14 protein-coding genes are annotated in these 19,286 nt (G+C 61.4%); 10 read left to right on the top strand and 4 right to left on the bottom strand.

The window, feature by feature from the left end; translation table 11 throughout:
- The first annotated feature begins 10 nt into the window (after nucleotides 1-10).
- The 6 genes from PSTAB_RS13785 to brxL all read left to right on the top strand — a co-directional run bounded on the left by PSTAB_RS13785 (nucleotide 11) and on the right by brxL (nucleotide 9,135).
- Nucleotides 11-2,221, top strand: coding sequence for an ankyrin repeat domain-containing protein (locus PSTAB_RS13785; RefSeq protein ID WP_148263416.1), 2,211 nt, complete (start codon nucleotides 11-13; stop codon nucleotides 2,219-2,221).
- A gap of 97 nt (nucleotides 2,222-2,318) precedes the next feature.
- A complete protein-coding gene (locus PSTAB_RS13780) occupies nucleotides 2,319-2,558 on the top strand; it encodes a hypothetical protein (RefSeq protein WP_013983390.1) in 240 nt (79 codons plus the stop codon).
- Nucleotides 2,555-3,781, top strand: coding sequence for a B12-binding domain-containing radical SAM protein (locus tag PSTAB_RS13775; RefSeq protein WP_013983389.1), 1,227 nt, complete (start codon nucleotides 2,555-2,557; stop codon nucleotides 3,779-3,781). Before PSTAB_RS13780 ends, PSTAB_RS13775 begins: the two co-directional genes overlap by 4 nt.
- A gap of 1 nt (nucleotide 3,782) precedes the next feature.
- On the top strand, nucleotides 3,783-4,355 hold the full coding sequence (locus PSTAB_RS13770; protein WP_013983388.1) for a dTMP kinase: 573 nt from the start codon (nucleotides 3,783-3,785) through the stop codon (nucleotides 4,353-4,355).
- Nucleotides 4,356-4,453: 98 nt separating this feature from the next.
- Nucleotides 4,454-7,081: a BREX-1 system phosphatase PglZ type A gene (gene pglZ, locus PSTAB_RS13765; protein ID WP_013983387.1), complete on the top strand. Its 2,628-nt coding sequence runs from the start codon at nucleotides 4,454-4,456 to the stop codon at nucleotides 7,079-7,081.
- Nucleotides 7,082-7,095: 14 nt separating this feature from the next.
- Nucleotides 7,096-9,135, top strand: a complete 2,040-nt coding sequence (gene brxL, locus PSTAB_RS13760; protein ID WP_013983386.1) for a protease Lon-related BREX system protein BrxL — start codon at nucleotides 7,096-7,098, stop codon at nucleotides 9,133-9,135.
- 453 nt (nucleotides 9,136-9,588) lie between these two features.
- On the opposite strand, the gene PSTAB_RS13755 is transcribed toward brxL, so the two are convergent.
- Entirely contained in the window at nucleotides 9,589-10,278 is a 690-nt protein-coding gene (locus PSTAB_RS13755) for a hypothetical protein (RefSeq protein WP_041771791.1), read from the bottom strand.
- A gap of 627 nt (nucleotides 10,279-10,905) precedes the next feature.
- Here PSTAB_RS13755 and PSTAB_RS13750 point away from each other — a divergent pair.
- Together PSTAB_RS13750 and PSTAB_RS13745 are read left to right on the top strand one after the other, a co-directional pair.
- A complete protein-coding gene (locus PSTAB_RS13750) occupies nucleotides 10,906-13,269 on the top strand; it encodes a DNA polymerase II (protein ID WP_041771965.1) in 2,364 nt (787 codons plus the stop codon).
- A 72-nt stretch (nucleotides 13,270-13,341) separates the two neighbouring features.
- Nucleotides 13,342-13,650, top strand: coding sequence for a hypothetical protein (locus tag PSTAB_RS13745; RefSeq protein WP_013983384.1), 309 nt, complete (start codon nucleotides 13,342-13,344; stop codon nucleotides 13,648-13,650).
- A gap of 54 nt (nucleotides 13,651-13,704) precedes the next feature.
- On the opposite strand, the gene PSTAB_RS13740 is transcribed toward PSTAB_RS13745, so the two are convergent.
- From PSTAB_RS13740 to PSTAB_RS13730, 3 genes are read right to left on the bottom strand one after another with little or no spacing between them, the layout of a single operon-like run.
- Complete coding sequence (locus tag PSTAB_RS13740) at nucleotides 13,705-14,049, bottom strand: YdbL family probable chaperone protein (protein ID WP_013983383.1); 345 nt, start codon at nucleotides 14,047-14,049, stop codon at nucleotides 13,705-13,707.
- A gap of 8 nt (nucleotides 14,050-14,057) precedes the next feature.
- Complete coding sequence (locus PSTAB_RS13735; protein WP_013983382.1) at nucleotides 14,058-14,249, bottom strand: YnbE family lipoprotein; 192 nt, start codon at nucleotides 14,247-14,249, stop codon at nucleotides 14,058-14,060.
- 38 nt (nucleotides 14,250-14,287) lie between these two features.
- Nucleotides 14,288-16,852, bottom strand: a complete 2,565-nt coding sequence (locus PSTAB_RS13730; RefSeq protein WP_013983381.1) for an intermembrane phospholipid transport YdbH family protein — start codon at nucleotides 16,850-16,852, stop codon at nucleotides 14,288-14,290.
- 545 nt (nucleotides 16,853-17,397) lie between these two features.
- Between PSTAB_RS13730 and PSTAB_RS13725 the strand changes: the two genes are divergently transcribed.
- Both PSTAB_RS13725 and PSTAB_RS13720 read left to right on the top strand, forming a co-directional pair.
- On the top strand, nucleotides 17,398-17,745 hold the full coding sequence (locus PSTAB_RS13725; RefSeq protein WP_017244955.1) for a tetratricopeptide repeat protein: 348 nt from the start codon (nucleotides 17,398-17,400) through the stop codon (nucleotides 17,743-17,745).
- Nucleotides 17,746-17,813: 68 nt separating this feature from the next.
- The gene (locus PSTAB_RS13720) at nucleotides 17,814-19,286 is read left to right on the top strand and encodes a DNA recombination protein RmuC (RefSeq protein WP_013983379.1); all 1,473 of its coding nucleotides are present in this window, start codon (nucleotides 17,814-17,816) and stop codon (nucleotides 19,284-19,286) included.

The following is a 19,286-nucleotide window of genomic DNA, read 5'->3' as shown; positions in this document are numbered from 1 at the left end:
AGGATGTTCGATGAGCCGCGAAATAGTTCTTTTAACACCAGGCGCAGCCCTACGCATATTGATTACAGCATCTGGCTATCGTCCTTGCTTCAACAGCAGGGGTCTTGACAAGGATCTGGATGATCTGGGCCTTGAAAAGCGACCGGGCAGCAACTTCGAGTTGCTACAGGATTGCCAAGCGCAATGGCTACGAGCCATCCGAGAAGACTGCGGAGCTGACTGGAGCAACCTAATCGATTCGGCTTGGCATCGACATAGCAGTCTTTTGCGCTTATTCGCGCGCGATACCGATACAACAGCAATGATTCCAGAGCGCGCCCGCGAGGCGCTGCTCCCGCTGCTGATAATCCCCGAGTTGTCCGGCTTCATTCGTCGCGCCAGCCGTGAAATCCCTCTTCTCGACTTGAAGACCTGGTGGGAGGTGCCTTTTGTGACCTGGCTGCAGGTGGCGGCAAGCCAGAGCGGCTTGCCAGCAGCCCAGCTGCGACAGCGAGTTGTCAATCATCTCGATATTGATGAGCGCACCCTAGACCGTTGGCAGCAGGGTGAGTCGATTGGCTTAAACCTGTGGCCCTACCGGGTATCGGTACAGGCTCTGCTCACAGGCAGCAGCTTGACTGCCAAGCAGGTGGAGCGACTCACGGGCTGGCTGGTCATGGCCGTGGCGCTGCAATCCTTGTCAGCGGAGCTGCGCGACAGCATCAAGCGTGACTTTCATATGCATGACCACCGACCGCTGAAGTCCGAGCAGCAGGTTCGTGAGCAGTTGAAGCGGGAGGCTGCCGACCGCAGCAGCCTGCCTTTGCGTGATCAGGTCGCTCCTGTGCTGGCAGATCTTGATCGAATGTTTGCCGATGCCCGGGGCAATCAGCGGCAGATTCGTGATCGTCTCGATTGGCTGCAGGCTCTGTATGAGCGCGGTAGCCCGTTGGTGCGGGCGGCCCATGAGTATCTGTGGTCATGGCTATCGGCACGGTTGGCAGCCAATCTTGGTGAGAAGGACAAAGCGCTTGAGTTGTATGCCACCGCCTGCAAGCAGGCCTGGTGGCGAGCCGGCCCCAATCAGCATGCGATTCTTCGAGAGGCGCTGTGTTATGCCGTGGGTGTAGGCGATAAGGTTGGCGCCAAGCATTACTGGGACAAATGCTACCTGCTCGGATTGAACAACCCGCCGCAGCTGGAACTGGACGAGCAGGTACTGCGCCGCCTGTCCTTTGAGTTCGAGCGGCTGTTTGCGCCACAGAAGGCGGCGCAGCGTATTCCTCCCGCGATGCGTGTCGAGATGCCGGACAAGCCATTCTCCCCGTCATCCACGGATCTGAAAAAGCCCAACGCACTGCGCAAGTACGCCGATGGGCGAGTCCGTTATACGCCGCTGATGAATGCGGTGCTGTGGGGTGAGCTGGAGCACGTCAAAAGGCTCGTACAGGCCGGGGGTGACCCGAATGTGTTCATTCCCGAGTCAGGTGAGAATGCGCTGATCATGGCGCTGCGCCGAGCATATGAGCGCAAGGATCCGGAGATCTTTCAGTATCTGCTGACGCTGGATATCAGCCCGGAAACAGCCAATCGTCCAGCCTCGACCAAGCGGGAAACACCGCTGCAGATCGCCATGAATATGGCCGATTCCGTAGTTGTCGACAGGCTGATCGCGCTGGGTGCAAATGTCGAACAGGCCTGCTTTACGTCGCCCAGCGCGCTGGTTTATGCCATGGCGCTGCTGCATGACAGCATCCATGTGAGCGATCCAGCACAGTTGAAGGCCTATCTTGAGGGCCGTGTTCCGGCTGACGCCTTCGATGCCAAATGCGGTACCATTTTGGATTGCGAGCTGTCAGCCCAGCGTCAGGGCTGGCATGCGATGCTCGCTGAACCACGGAAGAAGCTGATCTTCGAGGCTGTCCGCAAGCACTTCAGTGGGTCCGCCAATGCACTCCGTGAGGTGGTCACGACGCTGCTGGCAAAGGGGGCCGATCCGAATCGACGCTATGCGGACTTCAACGGCCACCGCGACCGTTGGACGCCAACCTTGTTCGCTGCCCAGCTTGGCGATCTGGATGTACTCAAGGCGATGATTGCCGCGGGTGGGGACCCTTGGGCCTCGCTGGAAGAGGACGATTCTTTGAGCGAAAAGAATGCACTGTGGGTTGCCGTCGCCTATCAGCGGCACACCGTGGTCGAGCATCTGCTGACGCTGCTGCCACAGCGCCTCTGGCACTGACCGTGCATTTTCTGATTTTTCTTTCGGCTGGCTGTCGGGCTTCGACAGCCACCTCTGTTGCATCGTGCGCAAAACGCCACGTAACCGAGGAACCGCCATGTATTTCAGCAGGGACAAGGACATCAATCAGCTCGTGCTAGGACTTATCCAGCTTGGCTGGACCTATGCCAAGGGACGGCACTACAAGCTTTTCCCACCCAATGGCTGCGGCATGGTCATCGTGCCAACCACACCGGGCGACCGGCGTGCCTTCCAGAACTTTCGTCGTGACGTGCGACAGCGCCTGCGTGGCCACTCGGAGCGATATCGGCACGCCGGGCTGGAGGTGATGACATGAGTCTGGTCATTCTGGTATCGCTGGACTGGCGGCGCCCGCAGGATGGCAAGACCGGCCTGGGCATCGGTTCGATTGCGGCGGCCTTGCAGGCTGCGGATGTGCCGTGGCGGATAGTTGAGGCTCAGGTCAACAGCCCGAACTTCTCACTGCAGCAGGTATCCACCGAGCTGTTGCAGGCCATTGTCGAGGCTGGCCCCGGTTGCCTGGTCGGCTTCGGTACCTATGTGTGGAACGATGCTGAGGTACAGAGTCTGATCCGCCAGATCAAAGGCACTGGCATAAGGATCGTGCTCGGCGGTCCGCAGATTTCCTTTATGAGCAAAGGGCAGCTGGAAGGAACGTACCCTGGTGTGGACTATTTCGTCCGTGGCCAGGGCGAGCTGGCAATGGTCGCGCTGGCCTGCGGGGAATTGCCCGATGACTGCGGTATCCATGTCGCTGGCACGCCCGATCAGGGCAGCAAGGCAGACCACGATCTGCTCGCATTGCCCTCGCCGTACCTGCTGGGCACGGTGGCTCCACAGGCCAGCATTCGCTGGGAAACTCAGCGCGGCTGTCCTTTCAAGTGCTCCTTCTGCCAGCATCGTCAACCGGGCAATCGGCTCAGGACCCAGTGCTTTGATGCGAAGCGCCTGGAGCGTGAGCTGGCCCTGTTTGCCGCTACAGGAGTAAAGCGCATCTCGGTGCTGGATCCGATCTTTCACGCCAATCCTGGGCGGGCCGTCGAGACCCTGAACAGCATCAAGGCCGCAGGTGTGAGAGCTCAGTTCTCGTTGCAGTGCCGTTTCGAAACCTGCACCCCAGAGTTTCTGGAGGCGCTCGATGGGCTCGATGTGACGCTGGAGTTCGGTCTGCAGACGACCGTGGACGCCGAGTATCGAGCGATCGACCGGCCCAACCATATGGAAATTGTTCGTAGCAGAATTCGCGAACTGCATGAGCGGCAGATCGACTTCGAGGTTTCGCTGATCTATGGCTTGCCACATCAGACGCTGGACAGCTTCCGCTCCAGCGTGGATTGGTGCCTGCAACAGCGGGTGCCGCGCGTGCGAGCCTGGCCGCTGATGTTGCTGCGTGGCACACCGCTCCATGAGCAGAAAGCACGTTACGGATTCAGGGAAAGCGTCGACCAGCGCATCCCCATCGTGGTTGCCAGTAACAGCTTTTCGGAGGCGGAACATGCCGAAATGGCCCGAATGGCTCTGGAACTAGAGGCGAATTGATATGGGCGGTTTTATTGCAGTCGAGGGGCTGGATGGGGTCGGCAAGTCTACGGTGGTCCAGCAGCTAGCAGGGTGTTTTTCCGGCCATGCAATGAGTACGCCGGGGGCGGCACTGCGCGAGTGTCGTCAGGCCGTGCTGCACGCCTTTGCAGAGGACGAACTGGCCAAGGCGTTGTTCTATACGGCCAGCGTATCCAGCCAAGGACGGCAGGCTCGCAAAAAGGCTGAGCGTGGCGAATGGGTATTCATGGATCGCTACTGGGCTTCGACGTTCGCCTATGCCAAGGCTCGCGGTGTCACGGCTGAAATCGAGACATTGAGCCTGAGCCTGATCCAACCTGACCTGACGGTGTTGTTGCTGCTCAATGAATCGGAGCGACAACGTCGCCTGCATGCTCGCGGCGCCACGGTGGAGGACATGGAGACCCTGGATCCAATTTTTCGCCAATGCGTACTCGACGAGTTGCAGGCTCGCGCCAATCTTGTGATCGATATCACTGGCCTTAACGTGGCCGAGGTTGCAAACAGCGTCTCTGGCGCCATAAGGGCCAATGGACCTCGGACAGTCGCCTGAGTCGGGACGCAGTTCTTAGGTTGCTTCCGGTAAACTGTAGCCCCGCTCGGCGCTTCCTGCGGGGCTTTCCCTTTTGTGCGACCAAGGAATTTTCCTGGATGGACTCCAAGCAGCTGACCCAGGGCCTGCAGCAGGCTTTTTTCGCGGAAAACCACCGCATCGTGTTCTGGTACGACCCGGAGCAGAGCTTTGCCGAGGTGCTGGGCGAGCTCGACCTGCCAGAAGTGCGGGTGCTGAACATGGGGGGGGAGTCCACACTGGGCGTCAAGTTGAAGCTGGAGCTGGAGGACACCGAGGGCCGCTACCTGCTGTATTTTCCCTGTTCCGAGCCGGATGCCGAGGATGACTGGCTGCTCGACATCAAGCTGTACTCGCGCAGTTTCTATGCCGACAAGGTGTCGATGATCTTCAACGAGCTGGGCCTGCAGCAGATGAGCCTGCGCGAGCACCTGGCTCACCGGGAAAGCTTCCTCAGAAGCGCTGCGCGGGTCGCGGCGCTCAAGCGCCTGATCCAGCCGACAGCTACTGCCGAGGAGCTGGATCAGGCAATGATCGCCGTACTGCTGGGCGCGTCGGCCTGCGATATCGCCAACTTGCTCTTCACGCTGGCCGAACTGGCCGTGCGTGATGATCTGGGCCTGGAAACCAATCCGGCGGTCATTGATGAGTTGTATCAGCATCAGTTGATGCCGGCGCTGCTTCAGGCGCTGCGCGATGAAGTGGGTTATCCCGCCAGCGTGGAGGAGCTCAGTGGCGAGAAGCCGTTCAGCTTCGGCCACGTCCTTATTCGCCTGCTGGCCACCGGTTTCTGCGAAAGCATTTCCGACATCCCGAGCTGGGCGTCGGCGATTGCCATCTCGTCGGCCGGCGCGCGTGCGACCTCGCGTGCCCTGCTGTCGCGCTGGCGGGACAGTTCGCGGTTCTACAAGAGTTATGACGAGGTTTCGTCCTGGGTCGCCGATGCCCTGCGGATCCGCGAGAAGCTCGGCGAGCTGTCGCTGGAAACCCTGGCCAATGTCGCCACCTTCGAGGCGGTGGAGCGACAGATCATCATCGATCTGACCCAGTCGATTCCCGGTGCCGCGCCACGCGATCTTCAGCTGTTCTCGCGAATCATCTCGGATCGCCTGGACAACTACTGGGCCTCGCGCCACAAGGATGACGAGATCCGCCGCAAGTATGGGCTGCTGTACGGTGCCTTGATGGCGGCCATCGAGCTGTTCGGCCTACGCCTGCAGTTTGCTGCCGGCTTCCACTACGCCGACACCGAGGCGCTGTACAAGGCCTATGAAGACGAGCTCTACCGTTTCGACAGTGCTTACCGACACTACGTCGCTGCCTCGCAGCGTGCCCATGTCGAGCTGCTGAAGAGGCTCGATGAGGAAGTCGAGCAGTGTTACGCCTATTGGTATCTCGACCAGTTGGGCCGTAACTGGAGCGATTGTGTCGAGGCCGAACAGCGGCTGGAGCACTGGAAGATTGCCGGTGTGCCCAACCAGCAGGACTTCTACGAGCGTTGGGTGCGTCCGCAGTTCGAGAAACACCGCAGCAAGCGCCTGGTGGTGATCATCAGTGACGCCTTCCGTTACGAGTGTGCAGTGGAGCTGCGCGAGCGCATCAATGAAAAGCGCTATAGCGAGGCGACGCTGGCCAGCCAGTTGGGCGTGGTGCCCAGCTACACCGCGCTGGGCATGGCCTCGCTATTGCCGCACAAGACGCTCGAATACCGTGAGGGTGCAGGTGATACCGTGTTCGTCGATGGTCAGTCCACGGCCGGCACCGCGCAGCGCGACAAGATTCTGGCCCAGTACCAGGGCATGGCAGTCACCGCCGACGAGGTGAAGGGCTGGTCGCGTGATGAGGGGCGCGAGAAGCTCAAGGACAAACAGCTGGTCTATGTCTATCACGACGTGATCGACGACCGCAGCGACGGCGGCGGCCCGTCCGAGTCGGACACCTTTCTACATGTGGAAATCGCCATCGAGGAGCTGACCGAGCTGACCCGCAAGATCCTCATGCACTTCAATACCAGCACGGTACTGGTGACGGCCGACCATGGCTTCCTGTTCCAGCGCAGCCGGCTGGAGGCTGCCGACCGCACCGCGTTAGTCGACAAGCCCGAGGGGGCCTTCAAGAGCAAGAAGCGCTATGTGTTGGGGCACGTACTCCCGGAGGCCAAGGAGGTCTGGCACGGTTCGACACGCCATACGGCGGGCACCGAATCCGATACCCGCTTCTGGATTCCCAAGGGGGCCAACCGCTTCCACTTCGTCGGTGGCGCCCGCTTCGTGCATGGCGGAGCCATGCCTCAGGAGATCGTCGTGCCGGTGCTGACGGTCAACCAGCTGCGCGGCGAGAAAGCCGAGAGGCGCACCAAGCGCAAGGTCGGTGTGATTTCCCCGAAGTCGGTGCTGAAGATGGTTAACAGCATCCAGCGCTTCGATCTGATGCAAACCGAGGCAGTCAGTGAACAGGTGCTGCCGGTGACCGTGGCGGTGGCCATCTACGAGGGCGATCAGATGATCTCCAGCGAGGAGGTGGTGACCTTTGATTGCGCCACTGACTCGATGAGCGAACGCCTCAAGCAGGTACGGTTGTCGCTGTCGGGAAGCGACTTTGACCGCAAGAAGGACTACTTCCTGGTCATTCGCGACAAGGATCTGAATACCGAACTGGAGCGTTACCGCGTCACCATCGATCTGGCCTTCACCGACGACTTCTTCTGAGAGCGGACAAACGGATGACTATCGAGCTGGATAAAGACCTCGACCAGTTGCTCAACGAGCATTTCGCCGGTCGCGTGGTGCGCAAGGACCTGACCAAGCTGATTAAGGAAGGGGCGAACGTCCCCGTCTATGTGCTGGAGTACCTGCTCGGCATGTACTGCGCCTCGGACGATCCCGAAGTGATCGAGCAGGGGCTGCGCAATGTGAAGACGGTGCTGGCGGAGAACTATGTGCGCCCGGATGAGGCCGAGAAGGTCAAATCCCTGGTGCGAGAGCGCGGCAGCTACAAGGTCATCGACCGGGTGACTGTGCGTCTGAACGAGAAGAAGGACCGCTACGAGGCGTCTTTCAGCAACCTGGGCATCAAGGATGCGGAAATCTCCGCAGGGATCGTCAAGGAGTACGAAAAGCTGCTGGTCGGCGGGATCTGGGTGATTGCCACGCTGAGCTACTACCACGAGGAAGGCCAGTCCGGCTCGCCCTTCGGTGTGAATCTGCTAAAGCCGATCCAGATGCCGAACATGAACATGCAGGAGCTGTTCGCCGGCCGTGCTGCGCTGAGCACCGATCAGTGGCGCGAAACGCTGATCCGTTCGATTGGTATGGAGCCGTCGACCTTGGATGAGTCGGTGCAGTGGCACCTGCTCGCGCGCATGGTTCCCTTCGTTGAGAACAACTACAACGTCTGCGAGCTGGGCCCGCGGGGCACAGGCAAGAGCCACATCTACAAGGAATGTTCGCCCAACAGCATGCTGGTGTCGGGCGGGCAGACCACGGTGGCCAACCTGTTCTACAACATGAGCAGCCGGCGCATCGGCCTGGTTGGGCTCTGGGATGTGGTGGCCTTCGACGAAGTTGCCGGGATCAACTTCAAGGACAAGGACGGCGTGCAGATCATGAAGGACTACATGGCGTCCGGTTCCTTCGGTCGTGGCCGGGAACAGATGGAGGCCTCGGCTTCGATGGTCTTCGTCGGCAACATCAACCAGAGTGTCGAGTCTCTGGTGAAGACTAGCCACCTGCTGGCTCCCTTCCCGGAGCAAATGATCGATTCAGCGTTCTTCGACCGTTTCCACGCCTACATCCCTGGCTGGGAAATCCCGAAGATGCGTCCGGAGTTTTTCACCAACAGGTACGGTCTGATCGTCGATTACCTGGCGGAGTTCTTCCGCGAAATGCGCAAGCGCAGCTTCGCCGACGCCATCGACAGGCACTTCAAACTGGGTAACAACCTCAACCAGCGTGACGTGATTGCGGTGCGCAAGACCGTTTCCGGTCTGCTCAAGCTGCTCTATCCCCATGACCAGTTCACCAAGGAGGACGTGCGCAAGTGCCTGGAGTACGCCCTGCAGGTCCGTCGCCGGGTGAAGGAGCAGTTGAAGAAGATCGGCGGCATGGAGTTCTACGATGTGCATTTCAGCTACATCGACAACGAGACCCTCGAAGAGCGCTTCGTGACAGTGACAGAGCAGGGCGGTGGTGGTTTGATTCCCGAAGGGCGTGGTAAGCCGGGCTTCATCCATACCATCGGCCTGAGCAGCAAGGGCATGCCAGGGGTTTACCGGATCGAGCTGCAGGTCACTAAGGGCAGCGGCAAACTGGCCACCTCCGGCCTTTGGAATTCAGCCCAGGCCAGGGAGCAGGTGAAGATCGCCTTCGATTACTTCAGGGCCAATGCTTCAAGGATCAGCGCCTCAGCCAAGGTGCTAGAACACGACTTCCATCTGCACGTGGTAGAGCTGCAGAACACCGGGCCACTCACCCACATGGCATTACCCAGCCTGGTGGCCTTCGCCTCCGGCCTCCTTGGGAGACCAGCCCAGCCACAGATGGTGGTGCTGGGGGATATGAGCCTGGGCGGCAGCATCACTCCGGTGGAAAGCATCGCCGAGTGCTTGCAAGTCACCTTAGACGCAGGCGGTAAACGCGTTGCCCTGCCAATGAGTAGCGCAATGGATATCCCGACCATCCCGGCCGAGCTGTTCACTAAATTTCAGACCAGTTTCTATGCTGATCCGGTGGATGCAGTCTTCAAGGCACTGGGGGTGGATTGAATCGCCACAAACAAAGCCGATGCTTGAACTGCGGTGTGCGGAATGCATCCGTACTTTCATACTGCTTCGTCGTTGAAGGGTAGAGCGGTCCCTTCCAGGAAGTGGTGGCCGGATGTAATGGTGGAGTCGTTGCGCGAGGTGGATTGATTCCTTTCCTGGCCGGGATGCTCTTGAGTCCAGGCGACACGATTGGGTCAGAGCTAGTACGTCCTGTCAGACAACGTATATATATTTTCTTTAAAGTATTTATAGCGGATCATCGATGATCTCTAGCTAGGGATCACACGTGATCCCTAGCGGAATAACTGAAAAAAGCTGCCTGCTTTGGCACATTGCCATGACATACCCCGTTGAGCAAAAAAGTTCGCGGACGCCGAACCAGGGTACGCTTTCTGCAGTCTGAAGCCGACCCTAAGCAGGCGGCTACTTTTCAGACGATCACAGCGTGCGGCTTTATAGTTCTGGCATGTCGTAGGGGGTGTGCCACCGGTTACATTTGAACCGTTTGAGACACATGTTGAGAGTCTTCCGGGCAGATTCACCAGAGTCTATTTTCTTGTGTATTACCCAAAGCATCTCTCCCATGATCCGATCCAAGGCGCTTCCGCTCAGCCGTTCGGAAAGCTTTTCACGAAGCTGATTCCTGATGTAGTCGTAGTACCCTATGTTGGAGTGGCCTTTCGCAGATCTGAGCGTCTCTATTGGCACCTTATCTTCCCTTTCACCTTGCGGTGATTCGGGTGCAGGTGCGGAATATCCAGTTTCAGGCTGTGGTTTGGCTCTAACAGGTGCAGAGAGCAGCTCCGCCGCGACATCAGCCGGGATCAGCACCTCTGTAATGGTCACGTTAGGGCGGTTCGTATCAGCGTTGAAGCCCGTTTTGATGCGTCGGATCAGTCCAAGCTTTATTAGCGTGGCGTATGAACGTTTGACCGAGGGCGCACTGATGTGAAGCAAGCGTGCAACGTGTTCAACCGACACTTGCGACTTCCAGTTTCCAGCCATGTAGCCTTTTGCCCAGTGAAACTGGAAAACAGCCTCTGCGGTTTGGGTCAGCTTGAGGCTGCGGATGTAGAAATGCAGTGGAAAAGGCATGGACATGTAAGGCTTTGTGTCGGCTAGGGTTCGGCGGGGGTCGGGCATGACGGTGGCTCCAGATTGATATGATCAGAGCATCTCGCATGTTTCGCTTTCTGCAAGGCTGGGCCTTTTGCTATCGGAATGCCATTTGGATGCTGAGGCCAGCCAGACATCGCAAACCGGTTTCAACTAGGTTGTTATCTGGTTAGCGTTCTGCCCTTTTGATTGGCCAAGCTCCAAGAGCTACGAAAAATAATTCCCGGCGCGATTGAGCGCGTAAGGCAGAAAACCGGAGGGATGAGGTGGTGAAGTGACACGTCGGCGGCCGTGCCAGCTATGGCACGTTGATAGTATGTTGCGGCAATGACTAGGAGGGCACTGGTCAGAGATTTTAGCGCTGGATGTTTAGGGCAAATTTAGGACAAAACGCTGACCTTTGTAGGCCGTCGTAGCCCAGTTCGAATGGTAAGAAATCCCAAATATAGCGGCCTCCGCCGGTGTAGGATGTTGAGTCATAGCCTTCAAATCCCTATCTCTCCGCCATTACATATAGCCTGAACCCCTGTACTCGCGAGAGTGCGGGGGTTTTTGCTTTTCTGGGTTGGCGTTTACCGTGCGGTGCATCGGTATGCGATACGACCTGCCCGGGAGAGGACGGGCTTGCTGTTCATTCAGGTGCCGGGGACGCTGATGTCGCAGCTGCAGCAGGGTTTTATCCTGACCCGCCACTGGCGAGAGACGCCTGCGGGTACCGAGGTGAGTTTCTGGCTCGCCACCGACAATGGGCCGCGGCGGGTGTGCGTGCCTTACCGGCATTCGGTCGCCTTCTTTGCGCAGGAGCGGCGCGCTTTCGTCGAGTCCTTGCTGCGACAGGAGCCTGACGTCGAGCTGCGGCCGCTCGACCTGCACGACTTCCATCATCGCCCGGTCATGGGGCTGTACTGCCGGTCGCATCGCCGACTGATGGACTGCGCGCGGCGGCTGCGCGATGTCGGCGTGGATGTCTACGAGGCGGATATCAGGCCGCCCGAGCGTTACCTCATGGAGCGCTTCATCACCGCACCGGTGTGCTTCGTCGATGGCGCCGAGCACAGTGGCGCCTCGTTCGTGCAGCTCAAACCCGCGGCGGACTATCGTCCGAGGCTCAGGCTGGTCTCGCTGGACATCGAGACCACGGCCCGCGGCGATCTGTATTCCATTGCTCTGGAGGGCTGCGGCCAGCGTCAGGTCTATATGCTCGGTCCGGAAAACGGCGATGCTTCGGCCGTCGATTTTTCCCTGGAGTACTGCGAAAGCCGAGGGCAACTGCTGGAACGGCTTAACGCCTGGTTCGCCGAGCACGACCCGGACGCGATCATCGGCTGGAATCTGGTGCAGTTCGACCTGCGTGTACTGCATGAACATGCGCAGCGCTTGCAGGTGCCGCTGCGGCTCGGGCGCACCGGGGCGACGATGGAATGGCGCGAGCATGGCGCTCGCAGCAATCACTTTTTCGCCGCGGCCGAGGGCCGGCTGATCATCGACGGTATCGAGGCGCTACGCTCGGCGACCTGGAGCTTTTCCTCGTTCAGTCTGGAGAATGTCGCCCAGACCTTGCTGGGGGAGGGCAAGGCGATCGACAACCCCTACCAGCGCATGGCGGAGATCGACCGCATGTTCGCCGAGGACAAGCCGGCGCTGGCCCGATACAACCTCAAGGATTGCGAGCTGGTGACGCGCATCTTCGCCCATACCGAGCTGCTGACCTTTCTCCTCGAGCGGGCCACTGTCACCGGTCTAGCGGCTGACCGCAGCGGTGGTTCGGTGGCAGCGTTCGAGCATCTCTATCTGCCTTTGATGCACCGACAGGGCTTCGTTGCGCCTAATCTGGGCGAGCGCCAGGCCGAGGCGAGCCCGGGCGGTTTCGTCATGGACTCGCAGCCGGGGTTGTACGAATCGGTGCTGGTGCTGGACTACAAGAGCCTGTACCCGTCGATCATCCGCACCTTCCTCATCGACCCCGTGGGGCTGATCGAGGGGCTGCGCCAGCCGACCGATGAGGCATCGGTTGCAGGCTTTCGCGGGGCGCGCTTCTCGCGCACCCGGCATTGCCTGCCGGCCATCGTTGAACGCGTCTGGGAAGGCCGCGAGGCGGCGAAGCGCGAGCACAACAAGCCGTTGTCACAGGCGCTGAAGATCATCATGAATGCCTTCTACGGGGTGCTCGGCTCCAGTGGTTGCCGCTTCTTCGACCCCCGGCTGGCATCGTCGATCACTCTGCGTGGCCACGAGATCATGCGCCGCACGCGGGAACTGATAGAGGCCCAGGGCCATGTGGTGATCTACGGCGACACCGACTCGACGTTCGTCTGGCTGGGCCGGGCGCATTCGGACGAGGCGGCCGAACGCATCGGTCGCGACCTGGTACAGCGGATCAACGACTGGTGGCGTCGGCATCTGCGTGACGAGTATGGCCTGAGCAGTGCCTTGGAGCTGCAGTACGAAACGCACTTCCGGCGCTTCCTGATGCCGACGATCCGTGGCGCCGAGGAGGGTAGCAAGAAGCGTTATGCCGGCCTGGTCACGCGCGCGGATGGCAGCGACGGGATGGTATTCAAGGGGCTGGAAACCGTGCGCACGGACTGGTCGCCGCTGGCGCAGCGCTTTCAGCAGGAGCTGTACCTGCGCATCTTCCACCGTCAGCCGCACCAGGATTACGTGCGTGAGTATGTGCGCCGAACCCTGGCTGGCGAGTTCGACGAGCTGCTGGTTTACCGCAAGCGCCTGCGTCGCCGGCTGGACGACTACCAGCGCAACGTGCCGCCGCATGTGCGGGCGGCGCGCCTGGCCGACGAGTGCAATGACCGCCTTGGTCGTCCGCGGCAGTATCAGAACGGCGGCTGGATCAGCTACCTGATCACCGTCGCCGGCCCTGAGCCACTGGAGGCGCGTACCTCTGCCGTCGACTACGACCACTACGTGACGCGCCAGCTGCAGCCAGTGGCGGACGCGATCCTGCCCTTTGTCGGCGACGACTTCGCCTCGCTGATCGACGGGCAGCTGGGGCTGTTCTGACCGCCAGCCGGGCGTCATCTCCGGCAGGGCGGGGTCGAATGCTTGCTCCCACTTTCCTCGCCGAGGTCGCGTATGTTCCTTGTCCAGTTGCTGTTGCCGCTTTACGACAACGATCAACAGGCGTTGCCGAGGTCGCTCTTTCGCACCGTGAGCGAGGAGCTGATCGAGCGCTTCGGCGGTTTGACCACCTACAGCCGTGCGCCGGCCAACGGCTACTGGCTGGAGGACGGCGAGAACGCGGTGCGGGACGAGACGGTGGTCTACGAAGTGATGGTAGAAGAGCTGGAGCGGGACTGGTGGGCGCAGTATCGCGTCGATCTGGAGTGCAGGTTTCGGCAGAAGTCGCTGGTGGTCAGGGCGCACGGCCTGACGCTGCTGTAGGCGCTAATGGGGCGGTGGGCGCGATGGCCAGGCAGGCCCGACCATCGCCTCGGGTCACTTGCGGACCCAGTTGCCGTTGAGCTGGATGATCTGGCCGGGCGGCGTCTTTTCGATGGCCTTCTTGCCGGCGATGGCTTCGACGTCGCTGACGCTGATGCCGTTCTGCTTGGCTACGCGGTGGTACTCGGCGCGGCGAGCCTGGTTGATCTGGCTGGCAATCTCCTCGGCGTTCTTGCTGGAGCGAACCACGCCCAGATAGCCGTCGGGCTTCTCGCCGAGCATGCCGCTGGCCTTGGCTTCACCCAGGGCGGACATGGCTTCGTTGAGGGTCATCGCTGCGGCGGGCAGGGCCAGCAGGAGTGCCAGGAGCAGGCTGGTCAGTTTCAGATAGGCTTTCATGGTCGTCCTCAGAACAGTCCGCTGTCTTGGTTGATGATCGAGTCGAGCTGCTTGTCCACGCGGATATAAATCTCGTGTTCGATCTTCACGTTCAGGTTGATGTTGATCGGCTCGTTCGGCACGGCCAGTTCCACCCGCGGTGTACAGGCGCTGGCGAAGAGACCCAGCAACACGATGGTCAGCGTATGGCGCAACCGCATGGCGGTTTCTCCTGTGTCGATTTCGCGGCTGCATCGCCTTATCTGAGGCGTTCCTGCACCCGCCGTTGAATGGTTTCGCTTACCCGGTCGCTCAGCTGCAAGCTGGTCAACAGCGCCGGAATGTCCTCTTCCAGATTGATCGAGAAGTTGATCGGCCGACCACCTTCCAGGGCCGGGTTGCGGCCGTTCAGACGCAGCCCGAGGTTCAGCTTGCCGCGCTCATCATAGCGGACGTCGCTGGTGAGCAGATCATAGTGAAAATTGTGCAGGGCTTCGGTGACGATCTTCATGGCCGGATTCGCCTGGCCGAGGGCCTCGATCTTCGGCGAACGAAAGCGCAGCACGCCGCCCGGTCCTCGCGCGGCGAGCTTGCCATCCTGCACGCTCAGCCCTGCGGCGCTGCGCTGCACGTCGAAGCTGCCATCGATCAGGCCGCTGCCGCTGAGGCCTTCGGTCGGATAGGCGGCGAGCACGTCGCCCAGCTGCACGCCTTCCAGCCGGGCGCTGAGCCGTTGCTGTGGCGCCGCGAGGTCAAGGGTGCCGGCCGGCAACCAGAATCGCCCGCCAAGAATCCGGGTTTCGGCGGTCTGCCAGGTCAGGCGTCCCTGTGTCGGCTGGTCGACGGCTGCCTCGTAGTAACCGCGCAGCAGCAGCGGGCCGAAGGTGAAGCCGGGATTGATCTCGGCCAGCCGCAGCTCGCCGATGTCCAGACGAAGGCGGTCGCGCTGCAGGCCGGCTGCCAGGCGTGCGTCGAGGCCGGATATCTCGCTGCGGTCGAAGATGCCGGCCAGGCCCCGCGCATCGAGTGTCAGGCTCGCCGTTGGGTTGCCGCCGCCGGCGGGCTGCGTCAACTTGCCTTCGCCCGACAGGCGTCCGCTGCTGAGCTCAAGCGCCGCGGGCCACGCGGAGAGGCTGCGGGCGAGCGGATTGCCGGCGCGCAGGAAGATTTCCTGCAGCTTTGCGCCGACGTGCAATGGCCCGTTCCAGTGCTGCTCGACGTTCAGCGCAAGCGTCAGCCCGACGTCATTGCTTGCGGGGCCGGTGGCGTTCAGAGCTGTAGCGTCGGCTTTGAGCTGGCCGTTCCAGCGCCAGCCTTGGCTGAGCAGCTGCGGATGCTCGAGGCGACCCAGGCGTAGTTCCAGCGGCCCTTCGGTACGCCAGGCAGTTGGCTGCTCGACGTTGCGCTCGATCTGCAGTGCCAGTGTGCGCGGCAACGCCGCGCTCAGCTGACTGGCGACGAGCTCGCCGGTGGCAAGGCGTGCCAGGCTGACACGGGATGACGGCTGCAGCTGCAGTTCGAGTTTGCGGAGGTCGGCGCGTCCGGAGAAATCCAGTCTGGCGTCGAGGTTCTGCAGCGTCAGGCCATCCAGCTGCAAGCGCGTGCTGCGTGTGTGCAGACGGGCCTGCTCGATGTCCAGTGCATAAGGGGGGGAGGTCGCCAGTCGCATGCGCGCCTGCAGGTTGGACGGCGTGCCGCCCTGGGCCTCCACGCGAAGTTGCACGGGTAGCTGCCCAGGCGTCATCTCAGTGGCTACCGGCTCGACGCTTATATTCAGCTGACTCGGGCGTAGCGCGGCCGGCACGTCCGTCAGCAGGGTGGACGATGGACGCAGCTGTAGGTTTGCTTTCAGCTCCGTGGGCAACCACAGTCCATCCTGCCCTCGAGCGGCCAGGTCGAGGTCGCCCTGCAGCTCCCCGAGACCTATGACCGGCCAGGCGGCAGGAATGTGGGTGGAGAGGCGCAGTTCGCCCGCAGCGTTGCGCCAGGCATAAACGCCGTCATCGTTCTGTATCAGGGTCAGTGCCCAGCCTGCGCCGATGCGCATGTCCGTAGGCATGTCGGGGAGGGCGGCGGTTGGCGTGGCCGTCCACTCGCTGAGCCAAGCCAGCAGCCAGGGCGCCTCCGGCAGGCTGCCCATGGAAAGCGTGCCATTCCAGCGCAACGTCCTGTCGGAATGTTCCAGCTGGTGGCGGGTTTCCAGTCGTGGTTGTTCGTCGATAGCCACCGTGGCCAGTACGAGGCTTTCGCCGAGCGCGGAACCCTGCGCGTCGATGGTCAGTGACAGCCTGTGCTCGTTGCGTCGCAGGTCCAGGCGGCCGTCCAGCGGCAGCAACGATTCGCCCTTCCGCTCGAACCTCAGCGCCCCCCGTTCGTCGCAGCGTCCCTTGGCGCAGGGCAGGCTGATCCGCAGATCGGCTATGGTCAGTCGCTGCGGGAGCCAGGCGGCCCACCGTTCGTACTGTTCCAGATCCGTTGCTGGCGGCTCGCTGTCGCCGGCGGGCGGATACGAGCGAATCTCCAGCTCAAGCTGGTCGATTTGCAGCGAACGAGGCGGCAACGGGCGAAAAAAGCTGGGTAACCGCAGGGTGATGCCGGAGGCACTAGCAGCCAGATGGAGGCCGTTCTCGGGGTTCTGCGCATAGCGCACGCGCTCTGCCGAGATACCGCCTGAGGAAAGCCGTAGCCCCTGCCATTCCAGTAGTTCGATGCCCTGCTCATGCTTGAACCCTTGCCACTGGCTCCAGGCAACGGCACTCAGCACCATCAGTAGGGCGAGCAGCCCGGCGGCCAGCACGGAAACGGTTCTCCACGGTTTGGTCATGGCTGCGTCCATAAAGCGAGGGCTACAGCATAGCCGTAGAACGGGCCTGGGCGACGTGCGCCAGCGAGGTGCGATGCACGACAGCAGAGTTGCTTCGAAGTTCACCGGAACTCCGCACCAGCCCTTGTGGCCAGGCACTTTGCGACCCGTGCGCCGAACTTGTGCACATTTCCGCAATGGCTCTGTCAAGGCCTTATGACAAACAGTCGCAAACCAACGAAGCCCATAGATCGTTACTAACCAATTGAAAAATAAGCATTTTTGGCATTGGCGAAAAAACCGCCAGTTTAAGCGCAGCCCCCATGAGACGTGGCATTCGACGATTTGTCTGCTGCTTGTCCACTGACTTATCCACAGCTTCTGTGGATTACTGTCTGGTGTGATTCAGATCTAATTTTTTCGCTTTTGACAAGACTTTAACTCTCGGAAAAAAGGAGTAGAGTGCGCGACCTTATTCACCAGCCCCCCTGATGTGCATGAGAACGCGTACTTCGGCTCCCGCCTCATTTGCCTCCTCGACTCCAACGGCGCGCCTGCCCTTGCGCATGGCGCTGTGGTTGCTGGACAGCCAGCACCTGGGCCGGAACCAGGGCGTCAAGCGGATTGCCGGACGCCTCCTCAAGCAGCCTGCGCGCGAGGGTGTGGTCGAAGCGCAGAGCCGCCTTGGCCGCCTGCTGTGCTGCGAGTGCGACAGCCAGCGCGACCGTCGCATCGGATTCGAGCTGCTGCGCCAGGCGGCCCGGGCAGGTGATAGCCAGGCGCAGCTGGAGCTCGGCCGCCTGTGCGGTGAACCGGATCACCCCGAGCCGGCGAAGGCACGGCTCTGGCTGGAGCAGGCCGCGGCGCAGGGTTCGCATGAGGCGGCACGGGTTCTGCGGCAGGTCCGGGGCTGACCGGCATCCCTGCCTGACCGGCGTACAGCGGGTCGCTATACTGCCCGGCAACTTCGCCGGAGCCCTTCATGTCCCTTGATCCCCTCCATCTATTGCTCGGTCTGGCAGTCGGCCTGATCGCCCTGGCAGGGCTGTGCCTTTATCTCCAGCGCCGCCTGGTCACTGGCGAGGCCGAGCAGGCTCTGCTCGAAGAACGGCTCAGGCAGGCGATTTCGGCGCAGCAGGGCCTGACCACACAGCTGGACGGCTATCGGGTCGAGCTCGCCGAGCTGAGCGGTATCAAGTCCGAGCAGCAGGCCGAACTGGCCGCGCTGCGACGCGAGACCGAGCTGCTGCGCACGCAGCGTGGCCACGACACCGAAATCATTGCCGATCTGCAGGCCGAGCGCGACGCGCAACAGGCGGAGCTACGTCGGCTGAGCGCCGCCCATGCCGCGCTGGACGCCGAGCTGCGCGAGCAGCACAACGCGCATCAGCAGCGCCTCTCCGACCTTCAGGCCGCGCGCGACGAACTGCGTGCGCAATTCGCCGAGCTCGCCGGCCGGATCTTCGACGAGCGTGAGCAACGCTTCAGCGAGTCCAGCCATGAGCGGTTGGGACAGCTGCTCGAGCCGTTGAAAGAGCGCATCCAGGCCTTCGAGAAGCGCGTCGAAGAAAGCTATCAGCACGAGGCCCGCGAGCGCTTTTCCCTGGCCCGAGAGCTGGAGCGGCTGCAGCAGCTGAACCAGCGTCTGGGCGACGAAGCGACCAATCTGACCCGTGCCCTGCAGGGCCAGAAGACCCAGGGCAACTGGGGCGAACTGGTACTGGAGAAGGTTCTGGAGCATGCCGGTCTGGAGAAAGGCCGCGAATACCACACCCAGGTGAGTCTCAAGAGTGCCGACGGCGTGCGCTTCCAGCCGGACGTGCTCATTCACCTGCCGGGCGACAAGCAGGTCGTGGTCGATGCGAAGGTCAGCCTGACCGCTTACCAGGCGCTGACCTGCGCCGAGGACGAAGGCAGCCGTGCGCTGGCGCTCAAGCAGCATGTGCAATCGCTGCGCAACCACCTCAAGGGGCTTTCGCTCAAGGACTACCAGCATCTGGAGGGGCTGCAGAGCCTCGATTTCGTACTGCTGTTCGTACCCATCGAAGCGGCATTCGCGGCGGCCCTGCAGGCCGATCCCGAGCTCTTCCAAGAGGCCTACGGTCGGCACATCGTGATCGTCAGCCCGACCACGCTGTTGGCCACGCTGCGGGTCATCGACAGCCTCTGGCGGCAGGAGCGGCAAAGCCAGAACGCTCGGGAAATCGCGGAAAAGGCCGGTGCGCTTTACGACAAGTTCGTCGCATTCATCCAGGATCTCGACGAGATCGGCAATCGTTTGCAGCAGGTGGATCGGGCCTACCTTTCTGCGCGCAACAAGCTCAGCGACGGGCGTGGCAACCTGGTCGGCCGCGCCGAGCAGTTGAAGTCCCTCGGCGCGCGGGCCAGCAAGCGACTGCCGGGTGACTGGCTGGAGCGGGCAGGGGCCGAAGCCTTCAGCGAAGCCGGCGAGTGA

Source organism: Stutzerimonas stutzeri, from assembly GCF_000219605.1.
Lineage (GTDB): Bacteria > Pseudomonadota > Gammaproteobacteria > Pseudomonadales > Pseudomonadaceae > Stutzerimonas > Stutzerimonas stutzeri.
The sequence above is the reverse complement of the archived record's forward strand: the minus strand, read 5'-3'. Positions and strand labels throughout refer to the sequence as shown.

Coding starts and splice junctions, on each gene's coding strand:
- PSTAB_RS13755 (WP_041771791.1), bottom strand. CDS start 10,278: ATGCCCGACCCCCGCCGAACCCTAGCCGACACAAAGCCTTACATGTCC.
- brxL (WP_013983386.1), top strand. CDS start 7,096: ATGACTATCGAGCTGGATAAAGACCTCGACCAGTTGCTCAACGAGCAT.
- PSTAB_RS13750 (WP_041771965.1), top strand. CDS start 10,906: ATGTCGCAGCTGCAGCAGGGTTTTATCCTGACCCGCCACTGGCGAGAG.
- PSTAB_RS13735 (WP_013983382.1), bottom strand. CDS start 14,249: ATGCGGTTGCGCCATACGCTGACCATCGTGTTGCTGGGTCTCTTCGCC.
- pglZ (WP_013983387.1), top strand. CDS start 4,454: ATGGACTCCAAGCAGCTGACCCAGGGCCTGCAGCAGGCTTTTTTCGCG.
- PSTAB_RS13770 (WP_013983388.1), top strand. CDS start 3,783: ATGGGCGGTTTTATTGCAGTCGAGGGGCTGGATGGGGTCGGCAAGTCT.
- PSTAB_RS13775 (WP_013983389.1), top strand. CDS start 2,555: ATGAGTCTGGTCATTCTGGTATCGCTGGACTGGCGGCGCCCGCAGGAT.
- PSTAB_RS13720 (WP_013983379.1), top strand. CDS start 17,814: ATGTCCCTTGATCCCCTCCATCTATTGCTCGGTCTGGCAGTCGGCCTG.
- PSTAB_RS13785 (WP_148263416.1), top strand. CDS start 11: ATGAGCCGCGAAATAGTTCTTTTAACACCAGGCGCAGCCCTACGCATA.
- PSTAB_RS13725 (WP_017244955.1), top strand. CDS start 17,398: ATGGCGCTGTGGTTGCTGGACAGCCAGCACCTGGGCCGGAACCAGGGC.
- PSTAB_RS13780 (WP_013983390.1), top strand. CDS start 2,319: ATGTATTTCAGCAGGGACAAGGACATCAATCAGCTCGTGCTAGGACTT.
- PSTAB_RS13745 (WP_013983384.1), top strand. CDS start 13,342: ATGTTCCTTGTCCAGTTGCTGTTGCCGCTTTACGACAACGATCAACAG.
- PSTAB_RS13730 (WP_013983381.1), bottom strand. CDS start 16,852: ATGACCAAACCGTGGAGAACCGTTTCCGTGCTGGCCGCCGGGCTGCTC.
- PSTAB_RS13740 (WP_013983383.1), bottom strand. CDS start 14,049: ATGAAAGCCTATCTGAAACTGACCAGCCTGCTCCTGGCACTCCTGCTG.